The organism is Brevibacillus parabrevis, assembly GCF_022701015.1.
Classification (GTDB): Bacteria; Bacillota; Bacilli; order Brevibacillales; family Brevibacillaceae; genus Brevibacillus; species Brevibacillus parabrevis.
Window position 1 is genome coordinate 2,193,308 of record NZ_CP064090.1, and the last position, 18,242, is coordinate 2,211,549.

Here is an 18,242-nt window from a genome sequence, read left to right on the forward strand (position 1 = left end):
GAGACGCGAAATGATTACAAGGCGTGCTACACGCAGATGACAAGAAAGCAGGGAATCACACATGTCAGCACCTTACAAAAAAGTGTTTTGGGCAGCCGGCTTTGGCTGGATGTTCGACGCGATGGATGTTGCCCTTTTATCATTCATTATGGTGGCGCTCAGGCAAGAGTGGGGACTGACTGCACAAGAAGCGGGCCTTCTCGGGACCGGCAATCTGGTAGGAATGGCGATCGGAGCGATCGTGGGCGGATATATGGCAGACCGGATCGGAAGAAAGCCCGTCTTCCTGCTCACGCTGCTTCTGTTTGGCGCAGCGAGCTTCGCCAGTGCGTTTGCCACAGGCTTTTTCACCATGCTGCTGTTCCGCTTCCTGATGGGACTCGGACTTGGCGCCGAGCTGCCTGTTGCTTCCACGCTGGTCAACGAGTTTGCCCCTGCGGAAAAACGGGGGAGCACCGTTGTTTTGCTGGAAAGCTTTTGGGCGGTCGGCTGGATTGCGGCGGCGGTCATATCGTATTTCATCATCCCGGATTACGGCTGGAGAGTCGCGGTCATCATCGGGGCACTGCCAATCGTGTACGCCTGGTACGCGAGACGCACGATCCCTGAATCGCCCCAGTTCCAGCAACGCTCGGAGCAAGTACCTGTGCAAAAGCTGCTGACCTCGCATCAGCGGGAGACGATCGCTTTGTGGGCTGTCTGGTTTGCCATTGCCTTCTCGTATTACGGCATGTTCCTGTGGATGCCGTCTGTGCTGGTAGACAAAGGCTTCACCATGATCAAAAGCTTCCAGTACGTCCTGATCATGACTTTGGCGCAACTGCCCGGCTATTTTGCCGCCGCCTATCTCGTGGAAAATTGGGGCCGCAAAAAGACGCTGGCCAGCTTTTTGTTCATGACAGCGATCATGGCGTTCGCTTTCGGACAAAGCAGCGGGACGACGGAATTGCTGGTAACGGGTGCCCTTTTGTCCTTCTTCAACCTGGGAGCGTGGGGGGCGCTGTACGCGTACACCCCGGAAAACTACCCGACGCCGCTTCGCGCCACAGGCGCAGGCGTTGCTTCCGGCATCGGACGAATCGGCAGCATCATTGCCCCGTATCTCGTCGGCTATTATTCATCCTTGCATTACAGCTACACGTTTATTTTTAGCATTTTTACAATCGTCTTGTTCATTGGTACGGCGATTTTGCTGATTTATGGCAAAGAAACAAGAGTAGCAAGTGCGGCGCGCGCCAATTGATGACAGCTTCACTGGGCTGCATCCGGTGTGCTGCGAGTTGCGTTTTCGTACAGGTGCAGGATACTGCGAGCGCGGGAGATGACTTCCGCTCGCAGCTCCGCAGGTTCCCGCACCTCGATGAGCGAGGCGTAGCCGAGCACTAGCGCACAGGCGGAATCCAGCGTATGAAATTCAACCTCGGCCTCGATCCAACCGCTTTTGGCGGCATGGGTGGAGGCTATTTTCATGTAGCGCTCCTGTTTGAGCCGGGGCCACGCCTCTTCGCGAAAGCGGATGACTGCCGGATAGCGGGGAAGACTCGCCTTGAACTGTGTCGTCGACTCCTCCCAGTAGCTGGCGAGGTCAAAGCTTTCCGGCCGGACAAAAGCTTCTTCCAGCACGCGAGCCTCCGTGAACCGGGAGATGCGGTACGTGCGCAAGTCCGCATCGATCTGCGCGACCAAATACCAGGTGCTCCTTTTGGCGACAAGTCCAAGCGGAAGCAGCGTCCGCTCGACAAGCGCATCTTCGCGCTGGTAGCGAACCCAAAGCTTGCGGCTGAGCCAGACGGCGTCCTGAATGGTGGCGAGCAAAGGGAACGTTTCATCTGATTCATGCCAGCCCGCTCCATCGATATGCAGGCGCTCACGTACTTGCCAGGCATCCTGCTGAACAGGTTGCGGCAAGGCGGACAGCAGCTTCCAAAAAGCACGCTCGTACCCTTCGGCCAGACCGAGGTCGTTCAGCACGCGGGAAGGTGAGGAAAGCATGAGCGATTGCAGCTCATCGATTTTCAATCCGGTCAGACTGGTGCGATAGCCTTCCGCGAGAACCCAGCCGCCAGCCGAGCCGCGTTCCGCGTAGACGGGCACTCCAGACGCGCTCAAAGCTTCCATGTCCCGATGAATCGTCCGTTCAGACACCTCCAGCTTCTCGGCTAATTGTCTGGTGGTCATCCGCCCGCAGTTTTGCAGATGCAGCAAAATCGAGAGCAACCGATCAGCACGCATAGAAAATCCCTCCTGAAAAACGACTTCGTAGTAGCTTCATTTTATCTTATCCAATATGACAGATGGTGTCATATTGGTGAGGTTACACTGTTCCTATCAACCAAAACCAAACAGTCATGTCCGTTTGGCTGACGGCAAGCGATCTAGCTCTTTTGACGCAGCGCACAGCGTGAATGGCTGGTTCGCACAAAAAGGAGGCGCATGTATGACAGGGAAAGCATTGCAGGGAAAAGTAGCAGTCGTGGCGGGAGGAACGAGAGGGGCGGGGCGAGGAATCGCCATCGGGCTTGGGGAAGCCGGGGCGACCGTCTACGTGACAGGCCGAAGCGTGCGCGGACAGCCATCCGACATGGCGCGTCCGGAAACAATCGAGGAGACAGCCGAGCTGGTAACGGAAAGTGGCGGAGTCGGGATTGCTGTCCAAACAGGGCAATTTAGCTGACGTCAAACAACAACGGAAAGCATTGATTGATCAACGTTTTTGAAAGGAAAAAGGGGCGTCTCCGAGTCGAAACACCGACTTTGGAGACAGCCCCTTTTGCATCTCGTATAGCGATTTCCCTAAGCGAGCGGCTGTGTATTTTTTTTGCGAGTCAACCAGTTGCGGACGTTTCCGTTCAAAATCAGATTGGTGACGACGCCTGCGATCAGCCCCCAGAACGCGGCACCGATTCCGCCGATCGAAATGCCGGAAATCGTCACGAGGAAGGTGACCAGAGCGGCTTCCCGTTCCTTCATATCGCTCATCGCTTGGGCGAGGCTGGAGCTAAGCGAAGCGAACAGGGCCAGGCCAGCGATGACGGCGATCAGTTCCTTGGGCAAGCCGAAAAAGACAGACGTAATCGTGGCGCCAAACATGCCGAACACGAGATAAAAGGCACCGCAGGCGATTCCGGCGATATAGCGCTTGGAACGATCCTGGTGCGCTTCTTTTCCGGTGCAGATGGCTGCGGTAATCGCCGCCAGGTTAATTCCGTGCGAGCCGAACGGAGCCAGGAGCAGCGAGGCAATCCCGGTCGTCGCGACGAGCGGACTGGCAGGCGTGTCGTAGCCGTCTGCTTTCAGCACGCCGATTCCCGGCGCGTTTTGCGAAGCCATCGTGACGATGCACAGGGGAATCCCCAGCCCGACAATCGCATCGAGCGAAAAGCTTGGCATCGTAAACACAGGGTTCACCAATGTCATTTGCACAGAATCAAGCTGCAATCGCCCCATGCCAAAAGCGATGGCAAGTCCGACCAAAAGCGTCAGCACGACGGCGTAGCGCGGAAACAACCGCTTGGCGAACAGGTAGCAGAAGATCATCGGCAAGGCAAGCGCAGGCAAATGCTGCATCGAGACGAACACTTCGACGCCAAAAGCCAACAAAATCCCGGCGAGCATCGCGGTCGTGATCGACTGCGGCACGTATTTCATCAGGATGGAAAACAGGCCGGAGACGCCGAGCAGCGTGATGACGGCTGCGGAAAACAGATACGCGCCAATCGCGTCGCTGTAAGGATAGGTGGTCAGGCTGGATACCAACAGGACGGCACCTGGCGTCGACCAGGCGGTAATGACTGGCGTCTTGAACCAGATGCTTAAAATAATCGCCGTCAAGCCGCTGCCGATGGAGATCGCCCAAATCCAGGAGGAAAGCTCTGCTTCGCTGAGTCCCGCGCTCTGCGCCGCCTGAAAGACGATCAGGAGCGGGCCGGCATAAGACACGATGGTGGCAATCAGGCCGACGACGACGGCCGAGATGGAAAAATCGCCAGGAATGCTTTTGAGATGCGAAATCGACCAGTGCTGTTGTTTTTGGGGTACCACAATCATTGCCTCCTACAGGGGATTAGCGCAGCGCAGGCGAGGCATTACCCCTTTTCGTTGAGAATGTAGCGGATCGTCCGCTTGGTGATGTTCAGCTTCTTGCTCAGAAGCTGCCTGTCTCCCTTTGTTTCGCTCAAACCTTTTTCGATGATCGCCCGTCCGACTTCCCCTTCCAACAGCTTGATTCTTTTTTGCAAGTAATCGAAATCGACGCCTTCGATGGAAGGGAGCACGCGGGTGAGCGATTCTACAAACCGCTCGCACTCCCGCTCAATCGCTTGCTCGACGCTGCTCGGTTCGGGGTGGGATTGACCTGGCAGCTTCGTTTGCAGCGTCTTTTGCCGCAACTGGTCAGGCAGGTGCTCGGCGCGCAGTTTTTCGCATTCGTGCAGGGCGATCGTTTGATTCAGGACATTCAGGAGCTGTCTGACATTGCCGGGCCAGTCATAGCGTTGCAAAAGCTCCATGGCATCAGGCTCGATCTCGCACGGAGCGCCGCTGCGCTTTTGCAAGTAGGAATGCGCGATTGCCGGGATGTCGCCAGCACGTTCCCGCAGGGGAGGAATTGCCAGCTTGATTCCTTCGAGACGATACAGCAGGTCGCTGCGGAAACGGTTCATCTCGACCTCGTGCTCCAGGTTGCGGTTTGTGGCGGAGATGAAGCGAATATTGCTCTGACCGACCTGTTCGCCCCCGACCCGCATAAATTCTCCCGTTTCCAGCGTGCGCAGCAGCTTGACCTGGATCGACAGCGGGGCTTCGCCAATCTCGTCGAGAAACAGCGTGCCGTTGTGAGCAAGCTCAAACAACCCTTTTCGCGATTTGACCGCTCCGGTAAACGCGCCTTTTTCGTACCCGAACAGTTCGCTTTCCAGCAACGATTCCGGGACGGCACCGCAGTTGAACGCGACGAAAGGCTGCTGGGCGCGGTTGCTCGCTCCGTGGAGAAAACGGGCCATCAGCTCCTTGCCTGTTCCGGTCTCTCCTTCTATCAAGATGTGGATCGCCTTTTTTGCTAATTTTTTGGCAATGGCGATCATTTTGCTCATCGGGCTTTCTGCTGAATACACGATACCATATTGCGCGGCTTCTTGGGATAGGTCATCTTTTTGGTTCGCCGAAGCAGAGAGGACAGAATCAATGATGTGTTCCAGACTGTCCAGATTGTCGAACGGCTTTTCCAAATAGTCTTTGGCCCCCCACTGCATCGCTGTGACGGCCGACTTGATGGTGCTGTAGCCAGTCATGATCAACACTTCGCACGCGGGAAAAACGGCTTTGATCTTGCGCAGCAGCTCCAGCCCGTCCGCGTCAGGCAGCTTGAGATCGACGAGAGCAGCCTGAAAGCCGCGGGAATCGTTTTGCAAAAGCCATTGGACGTCCTTGCCCGTGTTGGCGACGACTACCTCGCAATTTTTGCGCCGGAGAAAATAGGTGAAAAACGTAGTGACCTCCGTCTCATCATCCACAATCAATATCCGTTTCTGCTCCATGATGTTGATGTTCCTCCTCTTTGATCAGCAGTGGCAAAAGCAGCGTAAATTCGCTGTAGCGATTTTCTTCGCTTTGCGCATACAGCTTGCCGCCGTGCGCTTCGGCGATGCCAAGGCTGACGGACAAGCCCAGCCCTGTCCCTTTTGTCCGTTCTTTGGTCGAGAAAAAAGGCTGGAAAATTTGTGAGAGCTGTTCGGCTGGAATGCCCGTCCCGTTGTCGTAAACGGACAAGCCTGCGTAGCGGACGCCGTCTTCTTCGACGGGAAAGGAACGGATGAGAATCCGCGGCGCTTCCTGCTCGGACAAGGCATCCCTGGCGTTCAAGAGCAAGTTGATGACGACTTGCTCGATCTGATGGCGGCTGCCGTGAAACAGCAGGCTCGGCTCGTTCATTTCCCGGGTTATGGTCAGGCCGCAGACAGACAGCTGGTAGCCGATCAGCCCGAGCACATCCTCCACGACTTCGTCAATGGAGACAGTCTCAAACAAATACTCCTCTTGCCGGGAGAAGGTCAGCAGGTTTTGAATAATTTTTTTGCAGCGGACGCCGCACTGATAAATGTCGCGCATGAGCGGCGCGGTCGGAGCATCGGCTGTTTCGCGCAAAAGCAGTTGGGAATTGCCGAGAATCGCGGTCAGCGGACTGTTCAGCTCGTGGGCGATTCCAGCGGCCATTTCCCCGATGGCAGCCATTTTTGCCGACTGGATCAGTTGGGCCTCGATCTTGATTTTTTCGTTCACGTCCTGAAACAGCAGACTGTTTTCCACGATGACGCCTACGTGCCGGGCAACGAGCTGGATCAACTCGGCTTCTTCGGGATCGGCTGGGCGCTGTTCCTCTCGCAAAAGCGTCAAGTAGCCGAAAGTCTGGTTCAATGGATTGCGCAGCGACACCGAAGTCGCATAGTGCTGCGGCAACGTTTGCGCCAGCTTGTGATGAAGCTGCTCGGGAAAGTTTGCCGTGTCAGGGCAGTGCGGATGAGTCAACGTGTGGCACTGCCAGTCCGTGTCTGTCCGCATGCACAAGTACGACGTCGGCGTGCCTCCTTTGACAATCGTCAACGTAAAGTGCTCGAAGGCGAGAATTTGCGATAGCTGCTGGGCTATGTAGCTGCTCGTTTGCTGCCAGGTTGCGTCGATCTGGATGTGCGTCAGTTGGTTGATGACCGCGAGCTGGCGGTTTTTCTTTTTCATTTCTTCGACGAGATAGACAAGCTCGCTGTAGTAGCTTTTTCGCGAGGAAGATATTCCGGTGAGCTTTTCGAGTATCTCCTGTTTGCTTTGCATGGCGGCCTCCTATAGAGCTTGGCGAAAGAGAGAAGCGACGTCTTGGACGCTCATGTCGCGCGGATTGGTTGTCATGCACACATCGAGCAAGGCGAGTGAGCTGAGCAGTTCGATCTGGTCAGGGTGCAGCCCGATGGCAGACAGCGATTGCGGCACGTCCAGGTCTTTTGCCAGATTCGTCACGGCTTTCATGGCGAGACGAGAGGCGTCGTGCGTGCTCAGACCCGAAGTGTTTTCGCCCAGACATTCGGCGATTTGCCTGTATTTTTCGGGAGCGGCGATATAGTTGTATTCGAGAACGTGCGGCAGCAGGATGGCGTTTACTTCCCCGTGCGGGGCGTCGAGGAAGCCGCCCAGTTGATGGGACATGGCGTGGACGGCTCCGAGTATGGCGTTGGAAAAAGCGATTCCGGCCTGCAAGCTCGCCATTGCCATCGCTTGCTTGGCGGAGGCGTTGTACTGGCTGGCGGCGGATGGACGCAGATGTTCGGCGATCAGGCGCATGGCTTGCAAGGAGTGAACCTCGGTAAGCGGCGTCGCAGCGAGCGAAATATACGACTCGATGGCATGGGTCAGGACATCCATGCCTGTATTGGCAGTGAGTTGTCGGTCTTTGGTCATCAAGGTTTGCGGATCGATGATGGCGATATCCGGGATGAGCGATTTGGAGATGATCGCCATTTTTACTTTGCGCGCGCTGTCTACGATAATCGAAAACTGCGAGACTTCGGAGCCGGAGCCAGCCGTAGTCGGCACCATGACCATCGGCGGGAGCGGATGCTGAATCTGATCGACTCCTTCATACTGCACAATGCTTCCTTCGTTGGTGGCGAGCAGGGCGATGGCTTTGGCTGCGTCGATCGCGCTGCCGCCGCCGACTCCGAGAATCGCGTTGCACTCGGCAGCACGGTACGCCGCGATTCCGGCGTGAATCTCGTAATCTTTTGGATTGGCCGTCACGTTGGTCCACAAATGATAGTCGAGCTTTTGCTGCTGCAAGTAGTGGATGATTCGCTCGGCCCAGCCTGCGCTTACGACACCGGGATCGCTGACGAGAAAAACGCGGGATGCTCCCAGACGGCGAAGGCTTTCCCCGACTTGGCCGATGGATTGGTTGCCGAAGATGATCTCCGGTGTCATAAATTTGGATATTTGCATGCTGCTTACCCCCTTTTTCCCTATGTAGTTAATACCGCAGACAGGGTCGAATCCCTTTTTTGGCCAAAAGCTTGGCTCGCGTGCCGTTTTTTTGGCTGATGGGCCGAAAAATCGGCCAGTCCGAAGGCGAGACAAGGCGAAAAAGCGCGAAAGATAAAGCGCTTACAATTTGGCATGCTGCTTGCAAATATATAGGAGCGAAAATACATAAACGCTCATTCGGCACACAAACAGGTGCCCGTGGGGGAAAAGAGGAGGAAGGTCGAGATGAAAGCAGCAGTGGTCAACGAGTTCCATCAAAAGCTGGAGGTAAAGGAAGTAGCGGTTCCAGAGGTGGGTTACGGGGAAGTGTTGGTCAAAATCAAGACGTGCGGCGTTTGCCATACAGATTTGCATGCAGCGCATGGAGACTGGCCGGTCAAGCCGAAGCTGCCTTTGATTCCGGGCCATGAAGGGGTAGGGGTCGTGGAAAAGCTGGGCGAAGGCGTCACTTCCTTGAAGCTGGGCGACCGGGTAGGCATCCCGTGGCTGTTCTCCGCGTGCGGCGAGTGCGACTATTGCCTCACGGGTTGGGAGACTTTGTGCCAGAAGCAATTGAATGGCGGTTATTCCGCAGACGGAGCTTACGCGGAGTATTGCGTGGCGCCAGCGGCTTATGTGGCGCGTATCCCGGATGAACTGGGAGACGTGGAGGCTGCTCCGATCTTGTGCGCGGGCGTGACTACTTACAAAGCGTTGAAGGTCGCCAATGTGAAGCCGGGCGACTGGGTGGCAATTTTCGGGATCGGCGGACTGGGCCACGTAGCCCTGCAATATGCGAAAGCAATGGGGTACAACGTCGTCGCGGTAGACATTCACAACGAGAAGCTCGAACTGGCAAAAGAATTGGGGGCTGACGTGACGGTCAACAGCAGCGAGGTCGATCCTGTGGAGGCGATTACCGAGCAGGTCGGTGGCGTGCACGGAGCGATTAGTGTGGCTGTAACGAAAAAAGCGTTTGAGCAGGCGTACAAATCGGTTCGCCGCGGTGGCTCGCTCGTGGTGGTTGGCTTGCCGAATGCCGAGCTGCCTATCCCGATTTTCGATACGGTGCTCAACGGTGTAACGGTCAAAGGCTCGATCGTAGGAACGCGCAAAGACATGCAGGAAGCACTCGACTTCGCGGCTCGCGGCAAGGTTCGCGCGATCATCGAGACACAGCCGCTGGATAAAATCAACGAGGTGCTGGAACGGATGGAAAAAGGCCAAATTAACGGCCGCGTCGTGTTGACGATGGAGTAATGATCGTTTTAGGGAAAAGACAACTGCTGCCTGGTAGTCGCTTGGAGACTGCTGGGTGGCAGTTTTTTTGAATGGGGAGGAAATGGGCGGGGGTCACTGTTTTCTCGGTCAATGGTAAGCATTGGTTGGATCGTGATTTTTTGAGAGGGGATCAGGGATGAAAAATTTAAGTGCAGCTGTTGATCGCGGCTGTAGTGGAGGGAGGAAACAGGAGAAACCGCTGTAGGGACTTGGGACTCTAGCGGGGAAGGGTGGACTGCCCGTCTCCGGCGAAAAAGGAAAACCGCGTCAAAAGCAGCGAGATCGAAGAAGCGTACGCACGTTGCCGCTTAAAAGCGTGTTTTCCTTTTTCGCCTGCGCCTCGGAAGGAGTCCCAAAGCCCTTTCGCTTGGTTCTCCTGTTTCCTCGGCCAACGGTAAGCATTGGTCGGAGATTGTTTTTTTGGAGGTCGCTTAAGGGCGGAAAATCCAGCGCAGAAATTGAACAAGTTTTTCATGAACGGGTTGAATGAAGCAACTGTCTTGAAGAAGACTCTTACTCTCATGTTTCTGTGCTTTTTCGAAATCCCCGATCACCACCGCCTAAAGTACCGATGATGCAGACTACAAAGCGTCAGCTCAAACAAGCTTTTTGGCATTGGCATTTTCTTTGAAACTCGCGCCGACCACAACCAGCCGCTGACGAGGAAAGAGACGAAATCCGCGAAAGCTCTTTGGGATACCGACCGAGGCTCTGAGGAAAAAGCGAAACACGGTTTTAAGCGTCAACGTGCTCCCACTTCTTTGAGCCACTGCTTTTGACGCGGTTTCGCTTTTTCCCCGGAGCCGTGCAGTCTAAGCCCCCAGGGGGTATCCCAAGAAGCTACAGCGATTCGTCTCTTTTCTCGCTTCACCTGAAGTACCGATGACGCAATCTACAAAGCATTACCCCAAACAAGCTTTTTGCATTGGTATTTTTTGAAACTACCGATGACGCAATCTACAAAGCATCCCCCATCCTAGCCCTTCATACTTCTTTGCGCCCTCGCCACGATCCGCTTGGTCGCTTTCTCATCGGACGCATCCAGCCAAGCACGGCATACTTGAACGACCCAATCCGGCTGCGACTTGGCTGCGTCATTCAACCAATTGGCAACCGAATCCTGGACATACTTGGATGGATCGGCTTTCAACGGCGCCAAAAGGGGAAGCCCCCATTCGGGATTCTCCTTCAACTCCGCAATATGCTTGGCCCAAACGCCGCGCGGACGGGTCAATTCAACGGCGAAACGGCGGAGATTGGCATTCGGTTCCTGTACCCAAGCGCCCAGCAGGCGGATGGCTAGTTTCAATTGTTGGGAAGCAGAGTCCCGGACAGCCATCCATGCGATTTCGCGGACGCCGAAGTGGCTATCGGCGGCAAACGGGCGAATGAGCGCCAGTTTTTGCTCCAGTTCCAACTGATCCAACCCCACGATGTAAGCTGCCCAACAGCGCACGCTATCTGACGGATGCGCCGCCAAGCGTTGGAACAGTTGTGTACGCTCCTCGCCAGTCTTTTGACGGAACACCTCTAGCCATTCGACCGCAATGGCGGGGATGACTTTCATCGTCGGCTGCCCCGCGATTCGTTCCAGCGCGGATAACATCGCGTCAGCATGCTGCTGCAACTGAAGCTCAGCCAGGATGTGCCTAAGCAGTTGCAAATGATCGACTGCCAACCACTCTGTCAAATTGACACTCTCGATTCGTCCGCCATTCAATAAAACGAGCACATCCGGGAGAATGTCGCCAGCTTTTCTGGCTCCTTTCCGATTCAGCACCCTTTCTGAAATCGAAGCCATTTCGTCGAATGTCATAGCATAGCCGCCTCCGTAATCGTGATTACCAATCGTTTCGTGAAGTCAGCAAATCCAATACGTGGGAAGGCTCCAGCCTCTGCTTGTAGTCAGCTTCGACGTGAGCCAGACGAATCATGTTCTCACGGTCGATCACATACGTCGCGGGCACAGGCAACTTCCACGAAGAATCGCCATGATACTCGTCGAGAGAAATGCCAAGAGACTGGTAACTTCCCCGTAGCGCTTCCGGAAGCTCGAATACGAGATGGTAGCGGGCTGCGACTTCATTGCGAGGATCGCTCAAAAGCGGAAATCCAAGTTCGTTATTTGCCTTCATGCTGGCTGAATAGGTCGGCGTTTGCGGACTGATCGCCACAAGTTGCGCTCCTGCCTCCGCAAAAAGTGCTGACGCTTGTTGATAAGCCCGCAACGCAATATTGCAAAACGGGCACCAGACGCCGCGATAAAACAAAAGAACGACGGGGCCATTGACCGTCAGTTCAGACAAAGTCATGCTGGCACCGTTTTGATCCGTCAGCGAAAAGTCTGGTGCCTGTGCTCCGGCTTTCAAGCCAGCAGCACCAGCGGATGCCTTTACTTGCTGGATTGACTGCTCGAACATCTTGACCATTTCAGCGGGCAAGTTTTGCTCCATCTGCGCGGTAGCACGATCCAATTCTGTTTGCAAAGAAGCCAGTGGCCTGTTTTCCATCTCGTTCTCTCTCCATTTCGTCCTGTCATTCAACTCTTCTTCATCATAAGAGAAGCACGAATGGAAAAGATGTAATGCAGTTCACAAGCTGTCGTCCTGAGCGAGTTTTTGTGCCACCCGGAGAATGTCGCGGTGGACGGTCACTGTACGGAACCCGGTGCGGAGCATGCCCGCCTCCGCAAGCTCTTTCAACGCTACAGACACGGCCTCTCTTGAAGCTCCTACCAGGTGGGCAATTTCTTGATGGGAGAGGGGCATGTCGATTCGGCTGTAATCGTCGCCATCGTCCTGAACCCCGAACCGTTCGGAAAGCTCCGCCAGAACGTGGATAATTTTGTCGTGCAGCTTTCCGAGAGCAAGGCTTTGCGCGAGACTGCTCATGTGCGACAAGCGCTCACTCATTACTTTGATCATATTCAGCATGAAACGTGGCCGACGAAGAAGATAACTCTCGAAGCGCTCCTTGTCCATCACGCAAATATCGCTTTCCTCGACTGTCTCGATAAACAGGCCGCGCGTCCCTAGCGAAATATCGCCCATCTCGCCAAAGATGTTCCCCTCGCGCAAAATATCCAAAGTAAATTGCTTGCCTTCCTCATTGAGCCGATACAAACGAACTTTCCCTCGCTTCACAAAGTACAGCCCTTCCGTGAACGTGTCGGGCGTTTGAATGAATGTATATTTTGGAAAAGTCGTAATCGAGGTCAGCTCGTCCATTTCGATCAGGTCTTCGCTGGAAAGGGAACGCAACAAATTGAACTGCGACAAATATTGAATGCGATCCATAGTTCCTCCCGGGTTGAAAAAATAGCGTTGGGCACACTTTTGCGGCCAACGAGCAGTTCGTGCATATGCCCATCATACAACAAAATAGGGTCGGACTACTTTCTCCTGATTCCACACAGCATCTCCGTCAGCCTGTCCAGGAAAATAGCGCGGATTGATTTCTTATCTTTCTATATTTGATTATAATTAGATATAATTAATGTTGTTTAGTTATGTTCCGTGTGGAGGTTTGAGAGGGAAATGCTGACCGCACAAGATCAAACAGAGAAGCTGTGGGAGATGGCCAGACGGATGGAGCCGCACCTGATTCGTCATCAGGCGAATATGGACAAGCTGATGAGCTTGCTCATGGTACACGAGCTGGTCCGCAATCGTGCGCTAAATGCCGAGGTGGCCGCCGCGGCTGGCGGAGACGGGCAGGCAGAGCATAAAACTGCTGATGTGCCCGGTGAAAAAGAGCATGAGCAACTATGGGATGAACTGTGCCGCAAGGAGAGCTACGAAGCAAAGGTCGCGCAGGCCATCGTTCATCTCGTTGAGCAAATTGCGCCGTAATTCGGCAGCTTGACAGTGCCCGCCAACTACAGTCTGCTGGAAGCCGAGTCACGGCATTGTTTTGGCCAAGAACAAACAAAACCCCGAAGAAAGGGCAGTCGCCTTTTGCGGGGTTATTTGTGCATCCTGTTTATTTGACTCTTCGCTGATTGACTTCGCTGAGCGTGTCCCAAATAGATAAGGCCAGACAAAGCGTTGCTTGGGCATGGGCAACACTTCCGCAGCTTTTTTCTGAATGGCTTTGACGACACCGTGAAAGACTGCTTGTGTTTTTCCCAGCCGCTTTGCTGCACGCCAATGACCAACAACTGCAAGCCTGTGCGCTGAGCGGAAGGAAGGGCGGTTCGTGTCCATTTATCGGACGAAAACTGTCTCACGAGTGTCCGAACGGCTTGGACACAAGGACAGTTTCGGTAACCCGAAGCAAGGGCTGGCAGCGCTTTTCGCGGCTGGTACTCAACTTGCATTTATTTATCCTGAATGTCGATTTGCAGGAAGGGGGAGAATGGCGTGGACATTCGGGATGTGGTTGCCATTGTAACGGGTGGAGCTTCCGGGTTGGGGGAAGCCACTGTGAGGAATGTGGTAGAGCACGGAGGAAGAGTAGCCATTCTTGATCAGGACCTCGAACGGGGGTACGCCCTGGCAAATGAGCTGGGACGCGATCACGCCCTGTTCGTACAGACGGATGTGACGAGCGAAGCGAGCGTGCGGGAGGCGATCGAGCGCACGGCGGGAGCTTTCGGCACGATTCACGCCGCAGTCAATTGCGCAGGAATGGTTCTGGGGCAAAAGACGCTGTCCAGAAACGGCCCTCATTCCTTGGAGACATTCAGCAAAGTCGTGCAAGTGAACCTGATCGGCACGTTTAATGTCGTGCGAATGGCAGTCGAGCAGATGGCGGGCAACGAGCCAGCCAAAACGGGCGAACGCGGCGTGATCGTCAATACAGCGTCTATCGCTGCTTTCGACGGGCAGGTCGGACAAGTGGCCTACAGCGCTGCAAAGGGCGGGATTGTCGGCATGACCTTGCCGTTGGCGAGGGACTTGGCTCCGTATGGGATCAGGGTGATGACGATCGCTCCTGGTTTGTTTGACACGCCGATGTACGACAAGCTGCCCCGCGCCGTAAAAGACGTGTTGGGAGCGACCGTGCCTTTTCCACCGAGATTGGGCCAGCCCGACGAGTACGCCAAGCTGGTGAACAGCATCATTACGAACCCGATGCTGAATGGAGAGACAATCCGGCTGGACGGGGCGATTCGGATGCAACCGAAATAAGCCGATCGAGTCTGTCTGGTCTACTGAAAAATGGGTTTGGAAAATTTGGTTGACACGAAAAGTAGTTAGGCACCATACTACGTGCATGAACAACGAACCGAAAAACAAGCATGACTTCGACTCTGCTCCTTCGCTTGACCAGGCGAGGCGACAGCTTGCGCGCTACAGTCTGGACGTAGACGCACAGGCAGTTCTTGTAGCCGCGCGACTGATGGAGGCGGGAGCGAAACTCGGCAGCGCAGCGGAAATTCACTTTGGCCGCTTCGGCTTGTCAACCGGGCGCTATCGGCTTTTGGCGGAGCTGGAAACCAACGACGGAGAGCTGCTGCCTTCGCAATTGGCAGACAATCTCGGCGTCACCCGCGCTACGGTGACGGGCCTGATTGACGTGCTGGAGCGCGATGGACTCGTCTCCCGGCGAAAAAGCATGCAGGATGGACGCCAAAAAGCGGTTGTTTTGACCGAAGCGGGTGCGAGCAAGCTGAGGGACATGGCGCCTGAGCATTTCATGCGGCTGGAAGCGATGGTCAGTTCCCTTTCGCTGGAGGAGCGCAGCGTATTTCTGTCCCTGCTTGGTCGCGTGACAGAAGGCATCTCGGCACTGACAGATGAAAAGAAAGACGTGCAAGCAAATAGCAAGAAAAGGTAAAGACGGGCTAGGAAAACTAGCCCATTTTCACAGGTATATAGTTAGGAACCTAATTATATATTCAAAAAACAAGGAAGAAGTTCATTCATGGGAGTGAATCATCGGGCAAAGACAGCGGCTGTCGCTGAGACGAGGACGGATCGCCCCAAGGCAAGGCGAAATCGTTTGTGCTGTGGCGGGAAGTCATGATGGCGTATTTGTCTCCGGCAGTCATGCCGGGATGGCTGGCTCGCCACAGCAGATAAAGGCTTGCAGATCGGAGCGCTGACCACAAGCGGGGGTACCTCGCCCTCGCGGCTTTGCTCGTTGGATTATGGCTGCTCGCGAAAGGGGCGGAAGATGGCTGGATCACTCGCATCCGCAATCGACAAAGCGACACTCAAACAGGCTTTCATGCAATCAGTAATTTCCTTGAAACTCCCGACTATCCCCAAAAGAAAAAAGACCCCGCCCACAAAACCGTGGCGAAGCCTTTTCTCATCCTAAAGCTCAGCTTTATAACATAGTGCTTGTCGGCGCCTCCAAAAGCGAGATTTCCTGTGCCCGGAGCAGCGCTTGGGTACGGTTTTCCACACCGAGTTTCCCGTAAATCCGGTGCAGGTACACTTTGACCGTACCGACCGTGTTGCCCAGCTCTTCGGCAATTTGCTTGTTGGACGCCCCTTGGCCGAGCATGGACAAAATGATCATTTCCTTGCCTGTCAACGGCTCTGGAAGCGGCGAGAATGAGCTGCCATGCGCTCTTGCCCGCTTTTTCGGGAAAAGCTCAAGCAACTGCTGCACATAGTCGGGAGAAATGACCGGAGGAGCTTGCTCCGTCCTGGAGTTTTCCCGCTGCTGGTAAGCGCTGAGCAAGCTGTGCATAGCCAGCCCCTCATCCAAAAAACTGCGTACATACAAGTTTTTCGCCCCGATGACAAGGGCCTCGTGCAGATGTGCCAACGCCTCGCGCTTGTTGCCTTGCTGCTGTAGCGCCATCGCTTGCAGATTGGCGATTTCTACCTGGCTGCCTAACAGTCCCTCCCTGACGCCAATTTGCTTCAAAGGGGCAAGAATCTTGAGCGCATCTGCCTCTTGCTGTTTGGCGAGCAGCAGCCGGACATAGGCCAACTGCTCCAGCTCTTTATGAATACTGGGTTTGTGAAAAGTGGAGCGGGGCAGCTTGGCAAGCTCTGCCTCGGCCCAGGCCACATCTCCTTCCCTGAGTGCGATGTACGCCTGAAAAGCGCGCAACGGACTGATCCAGTACAGCTGCGACCACCCCGTGACAATCTCCATCGCTTCCTGGACAAGCCTTCGCGCTTCCTTGAAATCCTGGTTCGCCAGCAAGTGCCGGGCATGAGTCAGTACATACGGAACATAAAGTCCGGGAATTTTTTGCTGTAGCGCTACAGGCGCGATTTTTTGCAAAAACGCGAAGCTTTCTTCGAGCTTGTTCTCCTCGTAAAGCCCTTCCGCCAGCGCCTGGACGACGTATTTGTTGATCAAGGAGTCCTGCCAGCCGTGCGCCTCCAGAATAGCGGAAAACTGCTTGCCGACCAGCTCCGTTTCCTCGGACAGCATCCCTTTCAAGCCGAATCGCGTCCTGCGGATGAACGGCTCGGTCGTGTTGTAGTTCAGATGATAAAACAACGGGTTTTGCGGCAAGTCCTCCTGCAATTGGGACGAGCTGGCTACCCAGCTTGCGAAATCGCCGTTGGCAAAGACGAGATTGGCCCGGACAAAAAACAGGCCGCTGGCAAACTGCTCGCGCTCCGCGGATGGGGGCATGCTCTGGCAGTCTTTTTCCAGCAGGTCAAGCTCGGCTTGGGCAAGACTGGTCTGATCGCAAGCGATTAGCAAAAAGACGTAGAGCAGCCTGAGCAGCGGCGGCATATTTTGCCCGTGATCCGGGATGCTCGTAAGCGCGCGCAGCAAGGTGAAAAATTCGCCGCGCGAAAGCCACGTCGGGAAGTGCTGCGCAAGCAACTGCACGGCGAGCGGGTAATCGCAAGCGCAAATCGCATGCTCGATGGCTTCGTCCAGAAATCCGCGCGCAGCAAAGCTCTCGCTGGCAAGCTTGTGCAGCTCGTAAGCTTTGCCAGGGTAAGTCAGCTCCAGTTGGCTGCGCAAAAAATCGGCAAACAAATGATGGTAGCGATACCAAGTCTGATCGTCGTCGAGGGGAAACAAAAATATATTTTGTCTGTACAGCTCAGCCAAAACTTGCTGACTGCCCGTCATGCCGACCAGCGCGTTGCATACGTGGGCGTCCAGCCGCGACAGCACGGAGGTCAGCAACAGGAAATCGCGCGTCGATTGGGGCAGCTGCACCAGCACTTCGTGAAACAAATAGTCGGAGATGTCGCGGTGTGCCCCCGTAAATTTGGCAAAAAACCGCTCGTGGTTCCCGGAGGTGGAAAGCGAAATCGCAGCGAGTTGCAGCCCGGCGACCCAGCCTTCTGTGCTGGCGACGAGACTGGAGATTTGCTCCTCGGAAAGCAGCAAGCCATGCACCTGCTGACAAAAGCTGAACGCCTCGGCCTGATCGAACAACAGCTGCTGTGGCGTCAGATGAACAAGCTCGCTCCGAAGACGCCATTTTGCCGTTGAAAAGGGCAAGGCACTGCGGCTGGCGATGTACACATGGCAGTTGCCTGGCAAATATTCAATAAAGTAAGCGAGGCTGTCGTGGATCGCGCTTTCCGAAATCACATGGTAGTCATCGAGAATGATCGCCAGCGGCTGGTGAATCGTTGTCGCCAGCTCATTGAGCAGCGAGTCTATAAACGAAAAAATCGAAGTATGAGAGGTTGCCTTCATGGAGTTTTCCATGTTCTCCGCCAGATGCGGGGAAGAGGCATTTGTCAGCATATGCACGATATAGCGCCAAAACCGGACGAGATCGTTGTCTTTCTCATCGAGCGAAAGCCACGCCAGCTGCCCGCTGAAATCGTGCGCCCATTGGCAAAGCAGCGTTGTCTTTCCGTAGCCCGCCGGTGCGTTTACAAACGTGAGCCGGCACTGTAGCCCATTGTTCATTTGTTCCAGCAGATGACTTCTCTTTACACTGTCGAAGCGATAGGCAGGGACCGCTGTTTTCGTTTTCAACATAACGGATGGTTGACCCATTTTTCCTCCTTTCCATTCTTTGCAGCGTAAAAGGTATGTCCTTATTATACTAGCGAAAACAGCACGCT

The 18,242-nt window shown here is 54.8% G+C and carries 14 protein-coding genes and 1 pseudogene; 6 read left to right on the forward strand and 9 right to left on the reverse strand.

Annotation, left to right across the window (positions count from 1 at the left end):
• Positions 1-61 precede the first annotated feature (61 nt).
• The gene (locus IRJ17_RS10505) at positions 62-1,243 is read left to right on the forward strand and encodes an MFS transporter (RefSeq protein WP_122964643.1); all 1,182 of its coding nucleotides are present in this window, start codon (positions 62-64) and stop codon (positions 1,241-1,243) included.
• A gap of 8 nt (positions 1,244-1,251) precedes the next feature.
• Here the strand turns inward: IRJ17_RS10505 and IRJ17_RS10510 are convergent, their stop codons facing one another.
• Complete coding sequence (locus IRJ17_RS10510) at positions 1,252-2,232, reverse strand: helix-turn-helix transcriptional regulator (RefSeq protein WP_122964644.1); 981 nt, start codon at positions 2,230-2,232, stop codon at positions 1,252-1,254.
• Positions 2,233-2,437: 205 nt separating this feature from the next.
• On the opposite strand from IRJ17_RS10510, the pseudogene IRJ17_RS10515 reads away from it, so the two are divergent.
• Positions 2,438-2,656, forward strand: a pseudogene (locus tag IRJ17_RS10515) (short-chain dehydrogenase); the annotation flags it as partial.
• Between the two features lie 137 nt (positions 2,657-2,793).
• On the opposite strand, the gene IRJ17_RS10520 reads toward IRJ17_RS10515, so the two are convergent.
• The 4 genes from IRJ17_RS10520 to IRJ17_RS10535 are packed head-to-tail and all read right to left on the reverse strand — an operon-like array spanning position 2,794 to position 7,980.
• Positions 2,794-4,041, reverse strand: a complete 1,248-nt coding sequence (locus IRJ17_RS10520; protein WP_173599235.1) for a benzoate/H(+) symporter BenE family transporter — start codon at positions 4,039-4,041, stop codon at positions 2,794-2,796.
• Between the two features lie 44 nt (positions 4,042-4,085).
• On the reverse strand, positions 4,086-5,534 hold the full coding sequence (locus tag IRJ17_RS10525) for a sigma-54-dependent transcriptional regulator (protein WP_173597565.1): 1,449 nt from the start codon (positions 5,532-5,534) through the stop codon (positions 4,086-4,088).
• Positions 5,503-6,822 carry a sensor histidine kinase gene (locus IRJ17_RS10530; RefSeq protein WP_122964647.1) on the reverse strand — a complete coding sequence of 440 codons (1,320 nt, stop codon included), beginning with the start codon at positions 6,820-6,822 and terminating at the stop codon, positions 5,503-5,505. Before IRJ17_RS10530 ends, IRJ17_RS10525 begins: the two co-directional genes overlap by 32 nt.
• A gap of 9 nt (positions 6,823-6,831) precedes the next feature.
• The gene (locus IRJ17_RS10535; protein ID WP_122964648.1) at positions 6,832-7,980 is read right to left on the reverse strand and encodes an iron-containing alcohol dehydrogenase; all 1,149 of its coding nucleotides are present in this window, start codon (positions 7,978-7,980) and stop codon (positions 6,832-6,834) included.
• 267 nt (positions 7,981-8,247) lie between these two features.
• Between IRJ17_RS10535 and adhP the strand changes: the two genes are divergently transcribed.
• A complete protein-coding gene (gene adhP, locus IRJ17_RS10540; protein WP_063229972.1) occupies positions 8,248-9,261 on the forward strand; it encodes an alcohol dehydrogenase AdhP in 1,014 nt (337 codons plus the stop codon).
• Positions 9,262-10,258: 997 nt separating this feature from the next.
• Here the strand turns inward: adhP and IRJ17_RS10545 are convergent.
• The 3 genes from IRJ17_RS10545 to IRJ17_RS10555 form a co-directional block, all read right to left on the reverse strand.
• A complete protein-coding gene (locus tag IRJ17_RS10545; protein WP_242774572.1) occupies positions 10,259-11,098 on the reverse strand; it encodes a DNA alkylation repair protein in 840 nt (279 codons plus the stop codon).
• 25 nt (positions 11,099-11,123) lie between these two features.
• A complete protein-coding gene (locus IRJ17_RS10550; RefSeq protein ID WP_242774574.1) occupies positions 11,124-11,792 on the reverse strand; it encodes a peroxiredoxin-like family protein in 669 nt (222 codons plus the stop codon).
• 81 nt (positions 11,793-11,873) lie between these two features.
• Positions 11,874-12,578, reverse strand: coding sequence for a Crp/Fnr family transcriptional regulator (locus IRJ17_RS10555; RefSeq protein WP_242774576.1), 705 nt, complete (start codon positions 12,576-12,578; stop codon positions 11,874-11,876).
• A 240-nt stretch (positions 12,579-12,818) separates the two neighbouring features.
• Between IRJ17_RS10555 and IRJ17_RS10560 the strand changes: the two genes are divergently transcribed.
• The 3 genes from IRJ17_RS10560 (at position 12,819) to IRJ17_RS10570 (ending at position 15,063) form a co-directional block, all read left to right on the forward strand.
• Entirely contained in the window at positions 12,819-13,133 is a 315-nt protein-coding gene (locus IRJ17_RS10560; protein ID WP_242774578.1) for a hypothetical protein, read from the forward strand.
• Between the two features lie 510 nt (positions 13,134-13,643).
• A complete protein-coding gene (locus tag IRJ17_RS10565) occupies positions 13,644-14,414 on the forward strand; it encodes a 3-hydroxyacyl-CoA dehydrogenase (protein ID WP_122964652.1) in 771 nt (256 codons plus the stop codon).
• Between the two features lie 85 nt (positions 14,415-14,499).
• The gene (locus IRJ17_RS10570) at positions 14,500-15,063 is read left to right on the forward strand and encodes a MarR family winged helix-turn-helix transcriptional regulator (protein ID WP_122964653.1); all 564 of its coding nucleotides are present in this window, start codon (positions 14,500-14,502) and stop codon (positions 15,061-15,063) included.
• Positions 15,064-15,558: 495 nt separating this feature from the next.
• Here the strand turns inward: IRJ17_RS10570 and IRJ17_RS10575 are convergent, their stop codons facing one another.
• Entirely contained in the window at positions 15,559-18,174 is a 2,616-nt protein-coding gene (locus tag IRJ17_RS10575; RefSeq protein ID WP_242774580.1) for a winged helix-turn-helix domain-containing protein, read from the reverse strand.
• Between the last annotated feature and the right edge of the window lie 68 nt (positions 18,175-18,242).